This window comes from Paractinoplanes brasiliensis, from assembly GCF_004362215.1.
Taxonomy (GTDB): domain Bacteria; phylum Actinomycetota; class Actinomycetes; order Mycobacteriales; family Micromonosporaceae; genus Actinoplanes; species Actinoplanes brasiliensis.
This window is the reverse complement of sequence record NZ_SNWR01000001.1, coordinates 576,005-596,894: the sequence shown is the minus strand read 5'-3', so window position 1 is coordinate 596,894 and position 20,890 is coordinate 576,005. Positions and strand designations below refer to the sequence as shown.

General features: G+C 70.2%; 22 protein-coding genes. 7 read left to right on the top strand and 15 right to left on the bottom strand.

The features are described 5' to 3' along the window. The first annotated feature begins 83 nt into the window (after window positions 1–83). From C8E87_RS02300 to C8E87_RS02280, 5 genes are all read left to right on the top strand, one after another. Complete coding sequence (locus tag C8E87_RS02300; RefSeq protein WP_239080404.1) at window positions 84–3,749, top strand: nitrate reductase subunit alpha; 3,666 nt, start codon at window positions 84–86, stop codon at window positions 3,747–3,749. Window positions 3,750–3,902: 153 nt separating this feature from the next. Next, the gene (gene narH, locus C8E87_RS02295) at window positions 3,903–5,477 is read left to right on the top strand and encodes a nitrate reductase subunit beta (RefSeq protein WP_133871546.1); all 1,575 of its coding nucleotides are present in this window, start codon (window positions 3,903–3,905) and stop codon (window positions 5,475–5,477) included. Continuing rightward, the gene (narJ, locus tag C8E87_RS02290; RefSeq protein WP_133871545.1) at window positions 5,474–6,151 is read left to right on the top strand and encodes a nitrate reductase molybdenum cofactor assembly chaperone; all 678 of its coding nucleotides are present in this window, start codon (window positions 5,474–5,476) and stop codon (window positions 6,149–6,151) included. Before narH ends, narJ begins: the two co-directional genes overlap by 4 nt. Next, window positions 6,148–6,894, top strand: coding sequence for a respiratory nitrate reductase subunit gamma (gene narI, locus C8E87_RS02285; RefSeq protein ID WP_133871544.1), 747 nt, complete (start codon window positions 6,148–6,150; stop codon window positions 6,892–6,894). Before narJ ends, narI begins: the two co-directional genes overlap by 4 nt. 191 nt (window positions 6,895–7,085) lie before the next feature. After that, window positions 7,086–7,553, top strand: coding sequence for a hypothetical protein (locus C8E87_RS02280; protein WP_133871543.1), 468 nt, complete (start codon window positions 7,086–7,088; stop codon window positions 7,551–7,553). Between the two features lie 237 nt (window positions 7,554–7,790). Here C8E87_RS02280 and C8E87_RS02275 read toward each other — a convergent pair whose 3' ends face one another. From C8E87_RS02275 to C8E87_RS02210, 14 genes are all read right to left on the bottom strand, one after another. Then, window positions 7,791–8,072, bottom strand: a complete 282-nt coding sequence (locus tag C8E87_RS02275) for a putative quinol monooxygenase (RefSeq protein WP_133871542.1) — start codon at window positions 8,070–8,072, stop codon at window positions 7,791–7,793. Window positions 8,073–8,079: 7 nt separating this feature from the next. Next, window positions 8,080–9,084 carry an LLM class flavin-dependent oxidoreductase gene (locus tag C8E87_RS02270; protein WP_133871541.1) on the bottom strand — a complete coding sequence of 335 codons (1,005 nt, stop codon included), beginning with the start codon at window positions 9,082–9,084 and terminating at the stop codon, window positions 8,080–8,082. Further along, window positions 9,081–9,317, bottom strand: coding sequence for a TIGR04076 family protein (locus tag C8E87_RS02265; RefSeq protein ID WP_133871540.1), 237 nt, complete (start codon window positions 9,315–9,317; stop codon window positions 9,081–9,083). Before C8E87_RS02265 ends, C8E87_RS02270 begins: the two co-directional genes overlap by 4 nt. 23 nt (window positions 9,318–9,340) lie before the next feature. After that, on the bottom strand, window positions 9,341–9,625 hold the full coding sequence (locus C8E87_RS02260; protein WP_133871539.1) for a TIGR04076 family protein: 285 nt from the start codon (window positions 9,623–9,625) through the stop codon (window positions 9,341–9,343). Next, complete coding sequence (locus C8E87_RS02255; protein WP_133871538.1) at window positions 9,618–10,346, bottom strand: SDR family NAD(P)-dependent oxidoreductase; 729 nt, start codon at window positions 10,344–10,346, stop codon at window positions 9,618–9,620. The genes C8E87_RS02260 and C8E87_RS02255 overlap by 8 nt, the downstream gene beginning before the upstream one ends. Beyond that, window positions 10,343–11,113, bottom strand: a complete 771-nt coding sequence (locus C8E87_RS02250; RefSeq protein ID WP_275409110.1) for an amino acid ABC transporter ATP-binding protein — start codon at window positions 11,111–11,113, stop codon at window positions 10,343–10,345. Before C8E87_RS02250 ends, C8E87_RS02255 begins: the two co-directional genes overlap by 4 nt. Continuing rightward, window positions 11,110–11,961, bottom strand: a complete 852-nt coding sequence (locus tag C8E87_RS02245; RefSeq protein ID WP_133871537.1) for an amino acid ABC transporter permease — start codon at window positions 11,959–11,961, stop codon at window positions 11,110–11,112. The genes C8E87_RS02250 and C8E87_RS02245 overlap by 4 nt, the downstream gene beginning before the upstream one ends. Beyond that, window positions 11,958–13,088 carry an acyl-CoA dehydrogenase family protein gene (locus tag C8E87_RS02240; protein ID WP_166661037.1) on the bottom strand — a complete coding sequence of 377 codons (1,131 nt, stop codon included), beginning with the start codon at window positions 13,086–13,088 and terminating at the stop codon, window positions 11,958–11,960. Before C8E87_RS02240 ends, C8E87_RS02245 begins: the two co-directional genes overlap by 4 nt. A gap of 28 nt (window positions 13,089–13,116) precedes the next feature. Beyond that, window positions 13,117–14,061, bottom strand: a complete 945-nt coding sequence (locus tag C8E87_RS02235; RefSeq protein ID WP_133871535.1) for an LLM class flavin-dependent oxidoreductase — start codon at window positions 14,059–14,061, stop codon at window positions 13,117–13,119. Continuing rightward, window positions 14,062–15,000: a transporter substrate-binding domain-containing protein gene (locus C8E87_RS02230; RefSeq protein WP_133871534.1), complete on the bottom strand. Its 939-nt coding sequence runs from the start codon at window positions 14,998–15,000 to the stop codon at window positions 14,062–14,064. Window positions 15,001–15,077: 77 nt separating this feature from the next. After that, complete coding sequence (locus C8E87_RS02225) at window positions 15,078–15,407, bottom strand: hypothetical protein (protein ID WP_133871533.1); 330 nt, start codon at window positions 15,405–15,407, stop codon at window positions 15,078–15,080. Continuing rightward, window positions 15,404–15,904, bottom strand: a complete 501-nt coding sequence (locus C8E87_RS02220) for a flavin reductase family protein (protein ID WP_133871532.1) — start codon at window positions 15,902–15,904, stop codon at window positions 15,404–15,406. The genes C8E87_RS02225 and C8E87_RS02220 overlap by 4 nt, the downstream gene beginning before the upstream one ends. Beyond that, window positions 15,901–16,740: a PaaX family transcriptional regulator gene (locus C8E87_RS02215; RefSeq protein ID WP_166661036.1), complete on the bottom strand. Its 840-nt coding sequence runs from the start codon at window positions 16,738–16,740 to the stop codon at window positions 15,901–15,903. The genes C8E87_RS02220 and C8E87_RS02215 overlap by 4 nt, the downstream gene beginning before the upstream one ends. A gap of 298 nt (window positions 16,741–17,038) precedes the next feature. Continuing rightward, window positions 17,039–17,695, bottom strand: coding sequence for a TetR family transcriptional regulator (locus C8E87_RS02210; RefSeq protein ID WP_203720774.1), 657 nt, complete (start codon window positions 17,693–17,695; stop codon window positions 17,039–17,041). A 95-nt stretch (window positions 17,696–17,790) separates the two neighbouring features. Between C8E87_RS02210 and C8E87_RS02205 the strand changes: the two genes are divergently transcribed. Continuing rightward, entirely contained in the window at window positions 17,791–18,207 is a 417-nt protein-coding gene (locus tag C8E87_RS02205) for an alcohol dehydrogenase catalytic domain-containing protein (RefSeq protein ID WP_133871530.1), read from the top strand. Window positions 18,208–18,262: 55 nt separating this feature from the next. After that, window positions 18,263–19,921, top strand: coding sequence for a CocE/NonD family hydrolase (locus C8E87_RS02200; RefSeq protein WP_203720773.1), 1,659 nt, complete (start codon window positions 18,263–18,265; stop codon window positions 19,919–19,921). Between the two features lie 6 nt (window positions 19,922–19,927). Here the strand turns inward: C8E87_RS02200 and C8E87_RS02195 are convergent, their stop codons facing one another. Continuing rightward, window positions 19,928–20,791, bottom strand: coding sequence for an AfsR/SARP family transcriptional regulator (locus C8E87_RS02195; RefSeq protein WP_166661035.1), 864 nt, complete (start codon window positions 20,789–20,791; stop codon window positions 19,928–19,930). Window positions 20,792–20,890 lie beyond the last annotated feature (99 nt).

The following is a 20,890-nucleotide window of genomic DNA, read 5'->3' as shown; positions in this document are numbered from 1 at the left end:
GGAGTGCCGGCCGCCGCCTGGCACCGACGGCCGCCGGTCGTCGTGCACCAGCGATGCAGGAGAGCGCCGTGTCATCAGATCGCATCCAGGACGCCTCCGGCCGGCCCTCGAACGACCGGGTGCCTGGTACCGCCCCGCTTCTCGCCGGCAGGCGCCTGCTGACCCGTGAGACGGTCGCAGACCACGGTCGCACGCTGCACCAGGTTGACGACAACGGCTGGGAGTCCTTCTATCGGGACCGGTGGAAGTACGACAAGGTGGTCCGCTCGACCCACGGCGTGAACTGCACCGGTTCCTGTTCCTGGAACGTGTTCGTCAAGGACGGGTTGATCACCTGGGAGCACCAGGCCACCGACTACCCGACGACCGGGCCCGACGCGCCGGACTACGAGCCCCGCGGCTGCCCGCGCGGCGCCTCGTTCTCCTGGTACGAGTACTCGCCGTCGCGCGTGCGCCACCCGTACGTCCGCGGTGTCCTGGCCGAGATGTTCCGCGAGGCGCGGCAGCGGCTGAACGACCCGGTGCTCGCGTGGGCCGAGATCGTCGAGACGCCGCTGAAGGCCCAGGCCTACAAGGCGCAGCGCGGCCGCGGCGGCTTCGTGCGGGCGAGCTGGGACGAGGCGATCGAGATGATGGCGGCCGCCCACGTCTACACCACCAAGACCTACGGCCCGGACCGGGTCGTCGGCTTCTCGCCGATCCCGGCGATGTCGATGGCGTCGTTCGCGGCGGGAACCCGCTACCACGCGCTCCTCGGCGGCACGCTGCTGAGCTTCTACGACTGGTACGCGGATTTGCCGATCGCGTCGCCGCAGGTCTGGGGCGACCAGACCGACGTGCCGGAGGCCGGCGATTGGTGGAACGCCACTTACCTGATGATGTGGGGCTCCAACATCCCGGTGACCCGCACCCCGGACGCGCACCTCCTGGCCGAGGCGCGTTACAAGGGTACGAAGGTGGTCGCAGTGAGCCCGGACTACGCCGACAACGTGAAGTTCGCCGACGACTGGCTGGCGCCGCACCCGGGCACCGATGGCGCGCTGGCGATGGCCATGGGTCATGTCGTGCTCACCGAGTTCTTCCGCGACCGGCAGGTGCCGTACTTCACCGACTACGTCCGCAAGTACACCGACCTGCCGTTCCTGGTCACGCTGCGCAACACCGGCGACGCGTGGGCGGCCGACCGCTTCCTGACCGCGGCGGACCTGGGCGAGGCGAACGGGGACCACAAGACTGTCCTTCTTGACGAGACGACTGGCGAGCCGGTGGCGCCCAACGGCTCGCTCGGTTTCCGGCACGCCGACGACGGCGAGGGCCGGTGGAACCTCGATCTGGGTGACGTCGTCCCGGTACTCGGCCTGGACACCAAAGGCGAGACGGTCGAGGTCGATCTGGCCCGCTTCGACACCGGCGAGACCGAGGGCGGTACGACCATCCGCCGGGGAGTGCCGATCCGGTGGATCGGCGGGCACGCCGTGACGACGGTCTTCGACCTGCTCATGGCGCAGTACGGGGTACGCCGCGGTGACCTCCCGGGGGACTGGCCAGCCGGCTACGACGACGCGGACTCGCCGAACACTCCGGCGTGGCAGGAGCGGATCACCGGTGTGCCGGCCGCGCTCGCCGCCCGCATCGGCCGGGAGTTCGCCCGTAACGCCGAGCGCAGCCGGGGGCGGTCGATGATCGTGCTGGGTGCCGGCGCGAACCAATGGTTCCACTCCGACATGACGTATCGGGCGTTCATCTCGCTCGTGACGCTGACCGGCTGTCAGGGTGTCAACGGCGGCGGCTGGGCGCACTACGTCGGTCAGGAGAAGGCCCGGCCGATCACCGGTCAGCAGCACATGTCGTTCGCGTTCGACTGGCAGCGCCCGATGCGGCACCAGGCCAGCACTCCGTTCTGGTATCTGCACACCGACCAGTGGCGCTACGAGCGGATCCCGGCCGACGAACTCTCCTCGCCGCTGGGCGCCGGCCGGTTCGCCGGCATGGCGTTCGCCGACACCGTCGCCGCGGCCCAGCGGATGGGCTGGAGCCCGGGTCACCCGTTCTTCAACCGCAACCCTCTGGACATCTGTGACGACGCCGCGGCGGCCGGCCTGCCGGTCGGCGAGCACGTCGTCCGGGGGCTGAAGGACGGCTCACTCAGGCCCGTCGCGGAGGACCCCGACGACCCGGCCAACTTCCCGCGCTGCCTGACCTTGTGGCGGTGCAACCTGCTCGGCTCGTCGGGCAAGGGCAACGAGTACTTCATGCGGCACCTGCTCGGCGTCGAGGGCACGGCGAGCGCCGCCGAGTGCGATCCCGGCCGGCGTCCTCGCGACCTCACCTGGCGCGATGACGCCCCGGCCGGGAAGCTCGACCTGCTCACCACGATCGACTTCCGGATGACCAACACCGGCCTGCACTCCGACGTGGTGCTGCCCGCCGCCACCTGGTACGAGAAGAACGACATCTCCACCACGGACATGCACCCGTTCGTGCACGCGTTCAGCCCGGCGGTCGAACCGCCCGGCGACGCGCACACCGACTACGACGCGTTCCTGGCCCTGGCCGACAAGGTCAGCGAGCTGGCCGTCGACCATCTCGGCGTCCGTCAGGACGTACTGGCCGCGCCTTTGCAGCACGACACCCCGGACGAGCTGGCGACGCCCAGCGGCCGGGTGCGGGACTGGAGGTTCGGCGAGTGCGAGCCGGTGCCGGGCGGCACCATGCCGAAACTGATCCAGATCGAGCGGGACTACACGCTGATCGGCAAGAAGATGCGCACGGTCGGCCCGCTGCTCGACACGATCGGCACCACCACCAAGGCGATCACTGTCGACGTCACCCCGGAGATCGAGTACCTCAAGCACCAGAACGGCGTGATCGACGGCCGGCCGTCGCTGGCCACCGCCGGCCGGATGTGCGAGGCGATCCTGGCGCTGTCCGGCACCACCAACGGCCGCGTGGCCGCCGCCGGGTTCGCCGAGCTGGAGAAACGCACCGGACAGCCCTTCCGGGACCTGGTCGAGGGGCACGAGAACGACCGGATCACGTACGCCGAGACGCAGGACGCGCCGCAGCCGGTGTTCACCAGCCCGGAGTGGTCCGGTTCGGAGAAGGGCGGCCGCCGGTACTCGCCGTTCACGCTCAACGTGGAGCGGCTCAAGCCGTGGCACACCATCACCGGACGGCAGCACTTCTTCGTCGAGCACGACTGGGTGGCCGAGCTCGGTGAGCAACTGCCCGCCTTCCGGCCGCCGTTGAACATGGCCCGTCACTTCGGCAAGCCGGGCGGCGCCGTCGACGGGGGAGTGACCGTACGGTTCCTGACCCCGCACGCCAAGTGGTCGATCCACTCGATGTACCACGACAACGAGCTCATGCTGGCGCTGTCGCGGGGCGGCCCGGTCATCTGGATGAGCGTTCAAGATGCGGCCAAGATCGGCGTACGCGACAACGACTGGATCGAGGCCCACAACCGCAACGGCGTCGTCGTCGCCCGCGCCGTGGTCAGCCACCGGATGCCCGAGGGCACCGTCTTCCAGTACCACTCGCCCGAGCGCACGGTGAACGTTCCTAAGGCCGAGAAGAGCAAGCGGCGCGGCGGCTACCACAACTCGCTGACCCGGCTGCTCATCAAGCCGACGCATCTGGCCGGCGGGCACGCGCAGCTCACGTACGCCTTCAACTACTACGGCCCGATCGGCAGCCAGCGCGACGAGATCACCGTGATCCGCCGCCGCACGCAAAAGGTCGAGTACTGACGAGCCCGGCAGCATGCCTTGTTGTTCGGGACTTTGGTCCCACCAGTCCAGGACCACGCACACGTGCTCCGGCGGTGTCCTTACCGCAGGCTGGATCAAGCCCGTAGGAGCGGGTCCCGGCGGATGCCGCCGATACTCGCAGAAGGAGTTCTGATGCGGATCCGCGCGCAGGTCGCCATGGTGATGAACCTCGACAAGTGCATCGGCTGCCACACCTGCTCGGTCACGTGCAAGCAGACGTGGACCAACCGGGAAGGGACCGAGTACGTCTGGTTCAACAACGTCGAGACCAAGCCGGGCATCGGCTACCCGAAGCACTACGAGGACCAGGAGCGCTGGAAAGGCGGCTGGAAGCTCGACGCCAGAGGCCGGCTCGTGCTGCGCTCCGGCGGGCGGGCCAGGCGGCTCAGCCGCATCTTCGCCAACCCGGACCTGCCGAGCATCGACGACTATTACGAACCAGCCACCTTCGACAAGGACATCCTGGTCAACGCGCCCGGCGGGCTGAAGGACACCCCGGTCAAACAACCGCATTCGGCGCTGACCGGCGAGCCGATGGCGGTCACCTGGGGTGCCAACTGGGAGGACTCGCTCGGCGGGGCCCACGAGCGGGCCGACGGCGACCCGAACCTGGCCCGGATGCCGGCCGAGGCTGCGGCGAAGGTCAGATTCGAGTTCGAGAAGACCTTCATGTTCCACCTGCCGCGCATCTGCGAGCACTGCCTCAACCCCGCGTGCGTCTCGGCCTGCCCGTCCGGCGCCATGTACAAGCGCGAGGAGGACGGCATCGTCCTGGTCGACCAGGACCGCTGCCGGGGCTGGCGGATGTGCGTGTCCGCGTGCCCGTACAAGAAGGTCTACGTCAACCACGCCACCGGCAAGGCCGAGAAGTGCACGTTCTGCTTTCCGCGCATCGAAGCGGGCCTGCCGACGATCTGCTCGGAGACCTGCGTCGGCCGGCTGCGCTACCTGGGAATCGTGCTGTACGACGAGGACGCCGTGCTCGCCGCGGCCTCGGTCACCGATGAGCACGACCTGCTCGACGCTCAGCGGGCGGCGTTCGTCGACCCGTACGACCCGGCCGTGCGGGAGGCCGGCCTGCCGGACGAGTGGATCGCTGCGGCCCAGGCGTCCCCGGTGTGGAAACTCATCAGCGAATACCGGATCGCGTTACCACTGCACCCGGAATACCGCACGATGCCGATGGTCTGGTACGTGCCCCCGCTCTCGCCGGTGCTGGACGCGGCCGGCGCCGCCGGGCGCGACGACACCGACGCCGACGACATCTTCCACACCGTCCGCGACCTGCGCATCCCGGTCGAGTACCTGGCCGAGCTGTTCACCGCGGGCGACGCCGACGCGGTCGCCGGTGTGCTGATGAAGCTGGCTGCGATGCGCTCCTACATGCGTAACCGCACCCTCGACGGCACCGTCGCACAGGATCTGCTCGACCGCATCGGCATGACCGCCGCGCAGGTCGAGGCGATGTACCGGCTGCTCGCCATCGCCAAGTACGACGAGCGGTACGTCATCCCCCGAGCCCACGCCCGGGACGCCGCCCGGCTCGACTCCCAGGCCGCCAACCACGAAGCCTGCGCCCTGGACGGCGAAGGTGGCCCAGGCATGAGCGACGACTTCCACCTCTCCGACGGCGCACGCACTGGACCGTTCCGCCGCACCGACGGCCGGCGCGGCCTCACCCTCAACCCGCTGCGAGGTCGCTCATGACCGACCCATCCCCGGCCGACCGCGCCCGGATCTTCGAACTGGCCGCGCTCCTGCTCGGCTACCCGGACGACGAGCTGCGCGGAGCCGGCCAGGACCTGCGGGCTGCGGCGACAGCCGTCGTGGACGAAGATCCCCGCGCCCGGCTGACCGACTTCCTCGACTGGCTGCTCGCGACCCCGCTGATCGACCTGCAGCGCGAGTTCGTCCAAGCCTTCGACCTGCGCCGCCGTTCCGGGCTGTACCTGACCTACTACCTGCACGGTGACACCCGCAAGCGCGGGATGGCGCTGCTGGTGCTCAAGCAGCGCTATCGCGCCCACGGACTGCGCGTGGCCGACGGGGAGCTGCCCGATCTGCTGCCGGTAGTTCTCGAGTTCGCCGCGATCGTCGGTCCTGGCGACGGCGAGGCACCACTTCGCCAGCATCGGCAGGGTCTGGAGCTGCTGCGGGCCGCACTGGCCGAGACGAGTACGCCGTACCGGCACGTGCTCGACGCGGTGTGCGCGGCGCTGCCCGACCTGACCGACGACGACCGGGCCGCCATCACGGCACTGGCCGTCGACGGCCCGCCCGTTGAGACCGTCGGGCTGGGCAGCATCGGCGCCGGCCCTGACCTGCACGGCGATCACCTCAACCCCTATCCCGTCTGCTCCGCCGCGGAGGCTTCCCGATGACCACCTTGCTCTGGGTCGTGGTGCCCTACGCCTGCCTCGCCGTGTTCGTCGCCGGGCACGCCTGGCGGTGGCGGCACGACCAGTTCGGCTGGACCACCCACACCAGTCAGCTCCTCGAGAACCGGCTGCTGCGCCTCGGCTCACCGCTGTTCCACCTCGGCGCGTTCGGGGTCATCGGCGGCCACGCCATGGGCCTGCTGATCCCCGCGTCGCTGACCGAGCGGCTCGGCATCCCCGAGCACGCCTACCACCTGGTGTCGGTGTCGGCCGGCACGGTCACCGGAGTGATGCTGGTGGCCGGGCTGGCCCTGCTGATCGCCCGCCGCTTCGTCAGCGGCCGGGTCCGGCGCGTCACCACCACCATGGACAAGGTCCTGTATGCCTTCCTCGCGGCCATGGTGCTGCTGGGCATGACCGCCACCGTCGGCGAGAATCTGCTCGGCGGCGGCTACGACTACCGGGAAACCATCGCGGTCTGGTTCCGCGGCATCTTCTGGTTCCAGCCGCACACCGAGCTGATGACCGGCGCCCCGCTGGTGTATCAGCTGCACGCCATCGGCGGCTTCCTGTTCCTGGCGCTGTGGCCGTTCACCCGCCTGGTCCACGTCTGGTCCGCCCCGCTGGCCTACCTGTGGCGGCCGTACGTCGTCTACCGCGCCCGCCGCGGCCCCGTCCCCACAGCGCAGCCGGCGCCGGCTGCGGTGCGTGACGCCGCCCGGCGCACCGTGTCCTCCGGACGGTGACGCGATCGGCTCGTCAGGACGGCCACCCGGCGCTTACCCCGGCGAAGTGGCGACACTGCTGTTGGCTGTTCAATGACCGTTCGGACGCCGGCGAGCACGTGCAGAAGTCACCATGATGGGACCAACGACCTTGATATGAGCGGGACCTGCTGCCCTGCCGCTGACATGGCGGAGATACGACGCTCGTAGACATGCTGACACTTCTCCTCGGTCTGACCGCATCCGCACTGCTCCTCGCCGGTCCCACCATGATCATCCAAGGGCTGGTGGGGCGCCGGACCGTCTCGCGAGAGCTGGCGGCGCAACGCATCAGCTTTCCTGTCGAGGCCAATCTCCCGACGGGTCTGCTGCACTATGCCGGTACGCCGGTGCACACGGGCGTCCAGGCGCGGGCCTTCTCGGAACTCATCGCCGTCCACGTGGCGAAAGCGACCGGAGGCCGCACATATTCGGAAATCGCGGATCAATGGATGGCGGGCGACCGTGATGACGAACGGCTGAACGGGCTGCGAGAAACCGCCTTCATGGGCCAGAGCCTGCGCGGTGCGCTGCTCGGCGCCTATCAGGCATGGCAGATCACGCTGCTCGTGACAGCCATGGGCGGCGCTTTCACCGTCATGGGAGCCGCGTTCCTGGCGCTGGCGGTGCACCTTCGGTGACCCCGGCACCGTCGAAACCTCCGCCGTGATGCCGGCGGTCCAGACCGGCGCGCGAACGGGTGCCGATCTGGGCGGTCCGCGTCGCCCACAGGTGTGCATGCGGACCTGGTACCGGCGCGGCACGGCCGGTTCGGGTACGCCGTCACGTCCGGCCGGGCACACAGCAGCGTCCCCGGCCTCGACACCGCGGTCCCGTCGAAGACGTCAGCGCACCGAGAGCACCACCCTGCGGCCGAGTCAGACGATGACGTCGTGGAACTGCGGTGGTGCCGTGGCAGCGGCCCTGATGAAGCTCGTCCACTGCTTGGTGTGAGGCTGATCTTTGTGCGCCTGGTGCTTGTCGGTGTTCTCCCAGATCTCGAGCAGCCGCAGGTTGCCGGGCTCGCCGACCTTCCAGGAGAGCTGGTACTCGACACAGCCGTCCTCGGCCTTCGAGGCCTTCTGGAAGGTGGCTCCCGCCTCTTCGACCTCGGCGATGCGGGACGGGTCGACGGTGATGCCGCCGTAGATAATGATCATGATTCCTTCAGGAGAGGTGGGATCGCAGAACGGGAAGAACTTTCCGGCCGATCAGCTGGAGGGCGGCGGCCGGGTCGGGGCCGACCGGCGGGCCGAAGGAGATGTGCCGGACACCGGCGTCGATCAGTGCGGCACACTGCTCGATGACGTCGTCGACGCCGCCGACGATGCCCAGCTGGAGCATCGAATCGGTGACCGACGCGATGGCTTCCTGCTCGCGGCCGGCGAGCATCAGCTCCTGGGTGTGCGCGAACTCCGCCGGGTCCAGGCCGTTCGCGATCAGGGCGTCGGCCGACAGGGAGCCGCTGTAGAGCGCGATGTGCTTGGCGAGAAGGTGCCGGGCGGCGCGGCGGTCGTCGGAGATCGAGGCCCACACGCAGGCGGCCACGTCCAGGTCGTCGATGGTGCGGCCGGCCTTCGCGGCGCCGGCCGACAACTGGTCCACCACGCCGTACACGTGGCGCGGGGGAAGGCAGAGCGGGAGCGCGCCGTCGGCGATGCGGCCGGTGAGGTCCAGCATGCGCGGGCCCATCGCCCCGATGTAGATCGGCGTCGGGCGCCATGACCGCAGGACGGCCTGCGCTGTCCAGCCGTCGGCCACGCCGGGCACACCGGCGGGGCTGCGGCCGTTGACCAGCTCGCGGATGGCGAGCACTGCTTCTCGCGTACGGGTGACGGGTTTTGCGGGGTTGATCCCGCCCCAGCGGAAGAAGACGTCGGAACCGGCGCCGATGCCGAGCAGGAACCGGTCGCCGGAGAGCTCCTGCAGCCCGGAGGCGAACATCGCGACCTGCGCGGGGTGCAGCGACACCGGGTCGATCACCCCGGAGCCGAACCGGATGCGGCTGGTCCTCAGCGCGATCGCGGCCAGTGTCACCAGGCCGGGTTCGCCGAAGATGTCGTTGCCGGTCCAGACCTGGTCGAAGCCGGCCTCCTCGACCAGCAGAGCCCTGTCCACCACGGACAGCACGCCGTGGCCCCCGATGCGGGCACTGAACACGACGGGTCTCACTGCTCCACCACCTCGACTCTGATGTGCAGGTTCTCGGGCGGGTCGGGACAGGCCAGCAGGGGGCGGCCACGCAGGAAGGCGTCGGGCTGGTCCGCGTCGAGGCGACCCAGCACCGCGGGGATGACCGAGGCGATGGCGAAGTAACAGAACCGCTTGCCCGCGGGCACGGTCAGGGCGGTCGGGGACAGCTCGAAGGAATCGCCGACCGCCAGCCCGCACGCCGAGTAGTTCATGGCCTCGACCGTGCAGCGCACCTTCACCTTGGGGCCTCCAATCTCAGCACCACGCCCTCGGTGGCGTCCGGGCAGCACAGGTACGGCTTGCGGACCAGCCAGTCGTCGGCGGGGATCGGGTTCTGCCGCATGCCCAGCACCGGCAGCACCGCCATCAGCGCCATCGGGCAGAACGGCTTGCCGCCGGTCGACAGGCCCGGCCCGTCCACGGTGACGGCGTCTCCGACCCGGATGCCGCAGCGGGGCGCGTCGGCCCGCTCGACCACGACCCGTACCCGCGGGCAAGGCGGCAGCATGTCGTCACCCACCGATCGGCTCCCCTCCGGTGACCCACAGCGTCTGCCCGGTCAGCGCCTCCGACCGCACCAGCGTCAGCACAGCCGCGGCCACCTGGGCGGGCGTCGGGAAGGTGGGCAGGGCCATCCGCTCCAGCAACCGGGCCGACAGCACGGCCTGCTCGGGGGTGAGCTCCTCGTCCTCGTCGGGATCGGTGACCCGGCCCGGCGCCACCACGTTCGCGGTGATCCCGTGCCGGCCTTCCTCCAGGGCGAGGTAGCGGGTGAGCACGGTGGCGGCGGCCTTGGCCGCGCCGTAGGCGCCCAGCCCGGGGGCGGGGCGGGACATCAGCGCGCCGGAGACGTAGACGATGCGACCCCAGCCCTGGTCGCGCATGCCGGGGACCACCTGCGCGCAGAGGGCCGCGTGCGCCTGCACCCCGGCCAGCTGAGCGGTGAGGTCGGCCGGCGTCGTCCCGGCGACCGGGGCCGGGTTGCGCAGGGCGGGGTGCGCGGCGTTGACCAGCACGGCGACGCGCCCGATGCGCCGCAACAGCTCCGACATCTCGTCGAGGTTGTTCAGGTCGGCCCGGACGGCCACGTGGTCACCGTCCAGGCCGGCGACCACTTTTTCCGCCACGTCCGGACGGCTGCGGCAGTGGACCGCGACCCGGAACCCCTCGCCGGCCAGCGCGGACGCGACGGCCCGCCCGATCGGCCCGGTCCCGCCGGCCACCAGAGCGACGGCGCTCATCGCAGCACCGCCGCCAGGAAGGCCCGCGTTCGCTCGTGCCGCGGCGCCCCGAGCACCTCCTCGGGTGTGCCCTCCTCGACGATGCGACCGTCGTCCATGAAGACCACGCGATCGCTCACCTCGCGGGCGAAGCCCATCTCGTGGGTGACCACCACGACGGTGATCCCGCCGGTCGAGGCCAGGTCCTTCATCACCGTGAGGACCTCGCCGACCAGTTCGGGGTCGAGCGCGCTGGTCGGCTCGTCGAAGAGCATGACCTGCGGCCGCATGGCCATGGCCCGGGCGATCGCCACGCGTTGCTGCTGCCCGCCGGACAACTTCGACGGGTACGCCGACTCCTTGCCGGCCAGGCCCACCCGGGACAGCAGCTCCCGGCCGTACTCCCGGGCCGCTCGCGGCTCCTGTTTCTTGACCTTGATCGGGGCGAACGCGACGTTGTCCAGCACCGTCATGTGCGGGAAGAGGTTGAACTGCTGGAAGACCATGCCGATGCCGAGCCGCTGCCGGCAGGCCTCGGACTCGCGCAGCTCGTGCAGGCGGCCCCGGTGCTCGCGGTAGCCGACCAGTTCGCCGTCGACCTCGATGCTGCCGGCGTTGATGTCCTCGAGGTGATTGATGGTGCGCAGCAGCGTGCTCTTGCCGGAACCGGACGGCCCGATCACGCAGACCGTCTCGCCCCGGCGCACCTGCAGGTCGACGCCGCGCAGAACGTGGTGCGACCCGTACCACTTGTCGACGCCCCGGACGTCGATCATGACGTCGCTCATCGCTCCGCCGCCCTCCGCTCCATGAAGAACTGCGCGACCGAGTAGATCGAGATCACCAGCAGGTACCAGATGGTGGCGACGATCAGCATCTCGATCGTGCGGAAGTTGATGCCGGAGATGCCCTCGACGACCGTGAGCAGGTCGCCGCCGGCGATGACCGAGACGATCGCCGACGCCTTGAGCATGCCGATCGACTCGTTGCCGAGCGGCGGAATGATCACTCGCAGGGCCTGCGGGAGCACGATGTGGCGCAGCGTCTGTGCCCGGTTGAGTCCCAGCGCCTTGGCCGTCTCGTGCTGGCCCTGGCCGACGGCGAGCAGGCCGCTGCGCACGATCTCGGCCATGTACCCGGACCCGGCCAGCGACAGCCCGATCACCGAGGCCACGAACGGGGTCACCACCTGCCCGACCGGCGCCGACCAGAGCACCACGTCGGTGAACGGGATGCCGATCGTGATGGTCCTGAAGAACAGGCCGAGGTTGCCGACGAGAATGAGCAGCACGATCAGCGGGACGCCGCGGAAGAAGAACACCCAGGCCGCGGCGACGGCCGCGATGACCCGGCTGGGCGACATCCGCATCACCCCGATCACCACGGCGAGCGCCAGCGCGATCACCATGCCGATGGCCGTCATCTCCAGGGTCAGCAGCAGTCCTTTGAGGACGGCTTTCGAGAACAGGTACTCGCCGACGACGCTCCACTCGAAGTTCGGGTTGGTGGCGAAGCTGTAGGCGGCCCCGAGCACCAGCAGGACCACCACGGCGGCGCCGGCCATCCGGCCCCAATGGCGTACGGGCACCACGTCGCGTTTCGGCGCGGCCCGGGTCGGGGTGGCGGTCTGCGTCATCGGCCCGCCCCCGCGGAGACCATCGTCCGGCCCACCGAGGTCCAGCGGCTGCGCCAGGTCGACGCGTGCGCGGTCACGCCGACGCTGTCACGCACCAGCCGCTCGAACGGGAAGCTGTCGTACACCACCTGCGCGCCGAGGATCTCGCCGCAGCGGTCGAGGACGACCCGGGTGAACTCCTGCGCCATCGGCGCGTCGCCGCGGGCCATGGTGAGCTCGTCCGGCACCACGCCGTCGGTGAAGATCTGCTCGTCGATCGCGCGCATGCCGTCGAGGACGAGTGAACGCGCGGCCCGGGTGTAGGACGCGGCCTCGCCGAGCAGGGTGAGCTGCCGATCGCTCGGCTTGCGGTCGCGCAGATGCGAGGTGGCCAGGTCGACGGCGTGCTGCGCGAGCCCGACCGAGATGCCGGCCATGCTGTAGAACGGCAGTTCGACGTGCTTGTTGAGCGGGTCGGCGGCCGCGGTCGGGGCGAAGAACCGGTCGAACGAGTGGTCCGCGGGCACGAAGGCATCGGTGACCGTGTAACCCTGGCTGCCGGAACCACGCAGCCCGACAACGTGCCAGTCGTCGAGCAGGGTTACCTGCTCGGTGGGCAGCCACACGCCCATGGTGAGAACGCTTCCGTCGGGCTTGTGCACGGGCTCGCCGTCGCGCTGCACCTCCACGCCGGCCACGATCCGGTCGGCCGAGCGGATGCCGCTGCCGAATCTCCACCGCCCGGTGACCCGGTATCCGCCCGGCACCTCGACCGCCTGGCCCTTGGGGTGGAACGAGCCACAGGTAGGCAGGTCCAGCGACGGGTAGAGCTCGGCGAACGCGGCGTCGCCGAGCCGGCCGGCGTAGAAACCGGTCGCGGCGAGCACGGCCACGTTCCACGCGATCCCGGCATCGGCGGTGGCCACCGCCTCGACCATGCGGGTCTGGTCGGTCAGGCTCATCTCCGGGCCGCCGTGCCGGCGGGAGAAGCCGACCCGGTACGCGCCGGCCGTGCGCAGCGCCTCGCGCATCCGGTCGGTGAGGAACCCTTGGGCGTTGGTGGCCTCGGCCTCCTCGCGGACAACCGGGGTGAGGGCGCGGACGTTGGCCAGGATGTCCGCCGCGGTGGCGGGAATCTCGTCTGTCACGGGGGTGGAAACCATGGGTGAGCTCCGATCAGAGTTGAGGGAGGACGTGGCGGCCGAGCAACGCCACGGCTTCGACGAGCGACCCGCCCAGCGGCTGGCCGAACGACAGATGGCGTACGCCCGGGGCGGTCAGCTCCAGGCAGCGGTCGACGACGTCACGGACGTTGCCGGCGATGCCCAGCCGCAGCATCTCGTCGTCGACCGCGGCCGTGGCGGCTTCCGCGTCGCCCGCGGTCATCAGCGATTGGACGTGCTGGAACTTCTCCACGTCGAGCCCGGCTGCGGCCAGGGTGTCCGGGGCCAGGGAGCCCGCGTACGCAGCGATCTTGGCGGCCAGCCGGGCACGGGCCGCGTCTCGGTCCTCGTCGATCGAGACCCAGAGGCAGCAGGCGAGGTCGAAGCCCGGAGGCGTTTCTCCGACCTGCTCGGTGAACCAGCCGATCCGGGTGGGTGGCAGGCAGAGCGCGAGGACGCCGTCGGCCTCGCGCCCGGCCAGAGCCAGCATCTTGGGACCCATCGCACCGACGTAGATCGGGGTGGGCGCCGGTCCGTCCTTGAGCGACGCCCGGTCGTGCCAGCCGGTCGGCACGCCGCCGGCCAGGAGGGTGCGGACGGCACGCAGGCCTTCACGCGTACGGCGTACCGGCGATGGTGGTTGCAGGCCGGCCCAGCGCAGGAACACCTCGGAGCCGGCGCCCAGGCCGAGCAGATAACGCCCGCCCGAGAAGTCCTGCAGGCCCGCGGCGATCATGGCGATCTCCGCGGGGTGCATGCTCACCGGGTTGAGCACGCTCGAGCCGACCTTGATCCTTTTCGTGGCGGCCAGGGCCACCGTCACCGGCACGACGCCGGAACGGCGCAGCAGGTCGTTGCCCGTCCAGATCTGGTCGAAGCCGAACTGTTCCGCCACCTCGGCGCAGTCGCGGAACACGCGCGCCGGGGTGCCGCTGCTCAGCCGTACGCTGAAAGGCATCTAGCTCGCGGCCTTCTCGCCGACCGCGGTCTTGGAGACCGGGTTGGCGACCAGTTCGTCACTGGTGATCGCGGCCGAGGACATGTCGTACTTCGCCATGATCTTGTCGTAGGTGCCGTCGGCGACGATCTTCTTCATCGCGCCGAGCACCGCCCTGGTCAGACCGGGCTGACTCTTGCCGATGGCGATGGTGGTGTACTGCGCGGCGAACTCGCTGGTCGGCACCTCGACGACGCGGAACGCGGAACCGCTCTTCTTGACCGTGGCCTCCTGGCTGGTGGTCGAGTCCATCCAGGCGTCGACGGTGCCGGCCCTGACCGCGCTGATCGCGGCCGTGGCGCCCGAGTACTCGGCGAGCTGGATCGGGTCCGCCGAACACGATTCGGCGCTGACCTTCTTGACCGTCTGGGACTGGATCGAGCCGACCGGCAGGCCCACCTTCTTGCCGCACATGCCGGCCAGGCCGGTCACCCCGGACGCCTTGTCGCCGAGCATGAGCAGCGCCATCGTCGACTTGTAGAAGGGCACCAGGTCGACGACGCTCTTCTCCCGTTCCTCGGTGGCCGAGACCTGGCCCCACAGCGCGTCGACGCTGCCGGACTGCACGCCGGGCAGCTGGGCCGGCCACTGCATGTTCTTCCAGACCACCTTGACGCCGAGCACCGGCGCGATCGCGGCGGCCAGGTCGGGCGCGATACCCACCGGGGTGGAGGTGTTGGTGGTGGTGACGCTGATGACCGGCGGGGTCTCCCAGAGGGCGCCGAGGCTGATCTGTTTCGAGGATTTGATGGCGTCGGGCAGCTCGCCGGCGAGCGAGCTGTCGACGGCCGCCGAGGGGGCCTCGGCGGCCGGGGACGCCACGTCGTCGGTGGGCGTCGAACAGCCGGCCACTATGGCGGTCAGGGCGATGAGGAAAAGCGGCGAACGGGAGAGACGCATGGAGGTCCAATCACGAGATAGATCGATATATACGTCTTATGTGGAATGACTGGTGCGCCTGGCCGCCGTCGTCGGCGTCAGACCGGGAGGGTGGTGAGGATGAGGGCGCAGCCCTCGGCGGTGCAGGCCTCGGCGACGGCCTCGTCGCAGTGCGCCGGGGCGAGGACGATCGTGGTGTACTCGTGTCCGTAGCGGCGGACGAAATAAGCGGCGTCCTGGGGGCGGGTGGCCACCTCGCCGGGCCGAGGGCGAAGCCGGGCCAGCCGCCGTGCCGGAAGGGCGCCCGCCTCCCGCAGGATCTCCGCGACCCCGTCGATCAGCTCGCCGCTCGCGGGCATGCCGACCGCGATGCCCAGCCGCCGCCCGGCCGGCCGGTGCGCGGCGCGGACGTCGTCCAGGGTCGTCACGCCGCCTCCAGCCGGCGGAACGCCGAGCCGTGGAAGATCAGCGGATCGAGGGCGTTGTCCTGCCAGAACTGATGCACCTCGAGCAGCACGACACGGTGGTCCCCGGCCGGGATCTCGCCGAAGACGGAACAGTCCAGCCAGAGCGGCGAGCCCGCGAACAGCAGAGCGCCCTCCGGGGTACGTTCGATCGGTTCCTCGCCGAAACGCGCGGTCCAGTCGCGACCGGCCAGACGCCGGCACAGCTCGGCCTGGTCGGCGCTGAGCAACGAGACCCCGATCCGGCGGCTTCCGCGCATGCGCGGCCAGGTCGACGACTCGTTGCGCACCGCGAACAGCACCAGTGGCGGGTCGAGCGAGACTCCGACGGTGAACGACGAGGCGACGAGAACCGCGGGGTCGCCACCGGTGTCAGCGGCGAGTGCCACCACGCCCGAGGGGAACCGGCCGAAGGCGGAACGGATCAGCTCGGGGTCGCTGCGATGCGCCGTCAGGGTCATCCTGCACCTCCGGAGGTCACCTGCTCGACGTAGGCGTGCGCGTGCGGCAGCAGAAGGTCGCGAAGCTCTTCGAAGACCGGGATGCTGCGGCGCGCCGGCCAGTCCGAGGGCAGCAGCCAGTCGGGCAGTCCGGGATCGACGTACGGGATCGGCCGCCAGCTGTCGAGCCCGCGGATCGCGACCGGGAACGCGCGCGACGGCTCCTTCGCGGCGGCCCGCACCTCGTCGGCGTGCGCAGCCAGGAAGTCGTCGTGCAGTGCTCGGATAGCGTCGAGGTCCCACCACAGCGCAACGGCGACCGGGGCCGGCTTGTCGCCGCGGATCTCGTTGGCGAGGAAGACGGTCGCTCGCGCGTTGAGCCCGAGGTCGAAGAGGATCTCCTCCACCTCGTCGACCAGGAAACCCGGGCAGATCCAGAGCGCCGGGGAGACGGACCCGCAGCCGATCCAGGACAGTCGGCGGCGCAACTGATGGCGCAGGTCGCGCTGCTCCTCGGGCACCGAGTACGAGATGAGGCACCACCGGTCGTTCTCGGTCATGAACCGAGGGCTGTACAGGCGCCGGTCGTGACGCTCGAACATCGGCATCGCGGCCTCGGACACCCTGTACCCGGAGACTTTGCCGCGGGACTCGGGCACCAGCAGTCCCTTGGCCTTGAGCCGGCTCAGCGCATTGCGGCTGCGGGTGTCGGGTACGTCGATGGCGCGCATCAGGGTGATCAGATCCGCGACCGCGATCCAGCCACCGATGCGGCGCACCGACGTGGCGACGATCGTGCGCAGCAGTGAAGTCGTGCTTCCCGGCGCCGCGTCGAGGTCGTCGAGTAGCGGTCTCATACCGCAAGGTCCCAGCTCACAGGCCCTCCCAGGGGATCGGGGGTGACCTGGAGCATATCGCGATCGTGACGATCGGCAAGATGGTGATATGTAAATTCGCGATTTCTGCCAGGCGGTGCCGACGGCTTGGGGGAGGGGCGCCGGCGACGGGCCGGGCACCGGCCAATCCCGCAGTCTCGCCGCCCGGCCCGGCTGGGTGAACGCCCTCGCCCACAGCCCCGACGGACAGCACCTGGCCACGCCGGCGCGGGCGAGCGCCATCACCCCGAACGCGATGACCGCTCGCGCGGCCTTTCCGTCAGGTGGCGGGGATCGTCTCGGTCAGTCCGACAGCGGTCGACTGCAGCAGCAGCCGAAGCCGGGGACGGAAGTCGAGAGCGACGTGGCCCCAGTCCGGCACCTGCTCGTACAGCGCGGCCAAGGTCGGAGTGGGGTGCGACACCTGCCAGAAGTTGGCGGCGAAGGCCAGCGTGGCCGCCAGCAGGGCCTGGATCTGGTCGACGGTCATGCGGCTCGCCCGGTCGAGAACGACCACGATCTCGTCGTAGGCGGCGAACGCGTTGGTCTTGTACTGCCGGGCTCGCTCGATGTCGACGTCGCCCTCCAGGCTCAGCGTCACGTGGGTCAGCAGGTCGCAGAACACCGGCAGGGACGCGATGGTGTCGGCCAGCAGCATCGCCACCTCCCGCGGTCCGAGGCCGTCGCCCTCCTGGGCCTCGTCGGCGATCGCGGCGCTCCATTGTCGCCAGCCTCGTTCGGCCAGCTCGAGAAGCAGCTCCTCCTTGCTGGCGTAGTAGCGCCGCACACCTGTGCGGTGCAGGCCGGCGCGCTCGGTGACCGGGGCCAGCGTCACGAACCGGACCCCACCCCGCTCGAGGGCGACCGCTTCCGCGGCCACCAGGAGATCTTCGGAACGACGTTGCTTGTCATCGACCGATCGTGCTCGCTGACGCATGGGGCAACTGTAACGCACCTTGCGCTGCGCTAACTCTTCCGCATATGCTGCCCCACTTAACGCATCGCAGAGTGCGTTATATGGGAGGAGCCGCCATGAAGGCCGTACAGGTCACTGAGTTCGGCGACGCGAAGGTCCTGGCGCTCACGGAGCTGTCCGACCCCGAGCTCGGGCCCGGACAGGTGGCGATCGACGTGACCCACGCCGCGGTCGGGCTGATCGACGTCCACCTCCGGCAGGGCCTGTACGAGGGCGTGCCTGGTCTGCCGCAACCGCCGTACGTTCCGGGCCTCGAGGTCGCCGGCATCGTCGTGGCGGGCTTCAACGCCGGTGGCTACCTGCCGGCGCACCCGGAAGCTGTCCCCGCCGCCGCCGCGGCCGCGGCCCTGACGGCCGCGGCCTCCGGGATGGCCGACACCGAGATCGAGTTGCTGCCTCTCGCGCTCGCGGCGACCGCGCATGAACGGCTGGAAAACCACTCGGCCCAGGGCCGCGTCGTCCTCGTCCCGTGAGACCCACTCACCCCTCGCCCCCGCACCACCTGGTCCGAATTCACAGGAGAACATCGTGAGCACACGCCCCAAGAACAACTTCGTCACGAAGCTGGCCGGCCGGCTCGGGCAGCGGATGCTGAAGCTCCCGCCGGCCGTCACCCGTGACGTGACCGTCGAACGGGACATCCCGATCACGGTCGAGGACGGGACCACCTTGCTCGCCGACCACTGGGCGCCCGCCGCTTCCGACGGCATCCCGCTGGACCAGCTGCCGACCGTGCTGGTGCGCACCGCGTACGGGCCGGGTGGTCCGCTGGGCTGGATGTACGGCCGGGCCCTGGCGGAGCGGGGAATGCATGTGCTGATGGTGCGCAGCCGTGGAACCTTCGGCTCCGGCGGCACGTTCCTGGCCATGCGGCACGAGCGGGAGGACGGTCTGGCCACCCTGCGCTGGCTGGCGGGACAGCGGTGGGCCAAGGGCGGCGTGGTGCTGGCCGGCTCCAGCTACTTCGGCTACACCCAGTGGGCGATCGCCGCCGAGGCGCCGGTGCAGGTCAAGGCGATGGTTCCGCACATCACCTCGTCCCGGCTGGCGCTGACCCTGCTGCGTCCCGGCCGTTTCGAGCTCGACACGCTGACCAACTGGGTGTGGAACACCGAGACGCAGGAGCGGCCGCGGGCGTTGCTGCGGTCCGTGCTGGGCCTGGACCGCAAGCACGTCGCCGTTGCGATGAACACGCTGCCCTTGACCAATGTGGACAAGGCGCTGCTGGGCCACGAGTCGCCGTTCTTCCAGGAGACGCTGCGCTACGACCAGAACGACCCGTACTGGAAGGGCGAGGACCACAGCGGCGCCGCCGGTGACGTCACCGTGCCGGTCAGCTCCATCACCGGCTGGTACGACATCTTCCTGACCGACCAGTTGCGGGACTTCCGAGCGCTGGCCGCCGCCGGACGCAACCCCCGGTTGACTGTCGGCCCGTGGTGGCACGCCGACCCCGTGGGGATGGGCGCCGCGATCGAGCAGGTGGTCGATTGGGGGGCGGCGCTCGCGCGGGGCGAGCGGCCGGCCGACCGGGCACCGGTGCGGTTGTTCGTCATGGGCGTCAAGCGGTGGCAGGATTTCGATCAGTGGCCGCCCGCCGGGTACCCGCAGCAGCGCTGGCACCTGCGCTCCGGCGGCGCGCTGGAGCGGGGTGTCAACCCGGCCTCGCCGCCGAGCACCTTCACCTACGACCCGAACGACCCGACTCCGGCGCTGGGCGGGCCGAAGCTGGACGGCAACGGTCCCGGTCCCAAGGACAACCGGCCGCTGGAGAAGCGGGCCGACGTGCTGACCTTCACCTCACCGGTGCTGGAGGCCGACCTGGAGGTCGTCGGGGAGGTCGCGGCGCAGGTCTGGCTGCGCGCCGACCGGCCCAGCTGCGACCTGTTCGTCCGGCTCTGCGACGTCGACGAGCGCGGTAAGTCGATCAACGTCTGCGACGACCTGGTCACTGTCCGGCCCGACGGCGCGACCGAGGTGGCCGTGCAGCTGTCACCCACCGCGTACGTCTTCCAACGCGGACACCGCCTGCGCGTCCAGGTGTCGGCCGGGGCATTTCCCCGTTTCGCCCGCAACCTCGGTGGCGGTGAGCCGGTGGCGACCGCCACGACAGCTCACGTCACCACCATCGAGATCCTGCACGACGGCGCCCACCCGTCCGCGATCCTGCTGCCGGCGAAGTCATAGATCCGTTCACCAGTCGTTGGTGTCGCGTGCTCGTGGTGGCGTTCGCGCCGGGCACGCGGCCGAGGAGAAGAAAGGGGAGGAGGGCACTGTGATGAGTGCCGCCAGACTGTGGGGGGCCGGGCTCGCCGACCGTGACGAGTCTCGTGACGCTTCGCCGAGCACCCGCCGGTGCACCTCCTGCACGCCGGAGCTCGGCTCGATGCCTATCTCTCGAGCCAGGAGCCGGTACAGCCGCTGGTAGGCCAGGAGCGCGTCGGCCCGCTGACCGGTGTGCTCCAGCGCGGTCATCAGTTGGCTCCAGAACCGTTCCCGCAACGGATACCGACGGGTCAGCGCGCGGAGTTCGGCGACCAGCCCGGTCGTCCGGCGCCGGTTCAGGTCCAGCTCGACCCGCCGTTCCAGCGCGGCCAGCCGCAGGTCTGCGAGCCGGGTCGCTTCAACCTCGTTCAGCCAGGTCGAGCGCACATCGTCGAACGGATCACCGCGCCACATCGCGAGCGCCTCGACCAGCCTCGTTCGCTCCGCTTCCGGATCGGTCTCCCGGGCGTCTACCTCCACCAGCCGGGCGAACCGCACAGCGTCCACCTGTTCCGGGGCCACGGCCAGCGCGTAGCCGGCTGTTCCGGTGCGGATCACGCCTCTGCCCAGCGCGTTACGCAGCCGCGTCACGTATACCTGCAGGGCGCGCCGGGCATTGCCGGGCGGATCGTCACCCCAGACGGCGTCGGCCATCCGCGCAAGCGACACAGGTTCGCCGGGGCAGAGTGCCAGCACCACCAGGACGGCTCGCAGGCGCGCTGCCGTCAGCGGCACGGGACGTCCGTCCACCGACACCACCAAGGGCCCTAAGAGGTCGATCTGGACTGTCACCGCGCTCTCCGTTCCTCGTCCCGCCACTCACCATGCGGAGACGCCCGTCCTGCGGGCGAGCGAGCCGGCCGGTGATGTCCGAAAGCTTGGGATGCCGGT

Coding starts and splice junctions, on each gene's coding strand:
- narH (WP_133871546.1), top strand. CDS start 3,903: ATGCGGATCCGCGCGCAGGTCGCCATGGTGATGAACCTCGACAAGTGC.
- narJ (WP_133871545.1), top strand. CDS start 5,474: ATGACCGACCCATCCCCGGCCGACCGCGCCCGGATCTTCGAACTGGCC.
- narI (WP_133871544.1), top strand. CDS start 6,148: ATGACCACCTTGCTCTGGGTCGTGGTGCCCTACGCCTGCCTCGCCGTG.
- C8E87_RS02280 (WP_133871543.1), top strand. CDS start 7,086: ATGCTGACACTTCTCCTCGGTCTGACCGCATCCGCACTGCTCCTCGCC.
- C8E87_RS02275 (WP_133871542.1), bottom strand. CDS start 8,072: ATGATCATTATCTACGGCGGCATCACCGTCGACCCGTCCCGCATCGCC.
- C8E87_RS02265 (WP_133871540.1), bottom strand. CDS start 9,317: ATGAACTACTCGGCGTGCGGGCTGGCGGTCGGCGATTCCTTCGAGCTG.
- C8E87_RS02255 (WP_133871538.1), bottom strand. CDS start 10,346: ATGAGCGCCGTCGCTCTGGTGGCCGGCGGGACCGGGCCGATCGGGCGG.
- C8E87_RS02250 (WP_275409110.1), bottom strand. CDS start 11,113: ATGAGCGACGTCATGATCGACGTCCGGGGCGTCGACAAGTGGTACGGG.
- C8E87_RS02245 (WP_133871537.1), bottom strand. CDS start 11,961: ATGACGCAGACCGCCACCCCGACCCGGGCCGCGCCGAAACGCGACGTG.
- C8E87_RS02235 (WP_133871535.1), bottom strand. CDS start 14,061: ATGCCTTTCAGCGTACGGCTGAGCAGCGGCACCCCGGCGCGCGTGTTC.
- C8E87_RS02230 (WP_133871534.1), bottom strand. CDS start 15,000: ATGCGTCTCTCCCGTTCGCCGCTTTTCCTCATCGCCCTGACCGCCATA.
- C8E87_RS02220 (WP_133871532.1), bottom strand. CDS start 15,904: ATGACCCTGACGGCGCATCGCAGCGACCCCGAGCTGATCCGTTCCGCC.
- C8E87_RS02215 (WP_166661036.1), bottom strand. CDS start 16,740: ATGAGACCGCTACTCGACGACCTCGACGCGGCGCCGGGAAGCACGACT.
- C8E87_RS02210 (WP_203720774.1), bottom strand. CDS start 17,695: ATGCGTCAGCGAGCACGATCGGTCGATGACAAGCAACGTCGTTCCGAA.
- C8E87_RS02205 (WP_133871530.1), top strand. CDS start 17,791: ATGAAGGCCGTACAGGTCACTGAGTTCGGCGACGCGAAGGTCCTGGCG.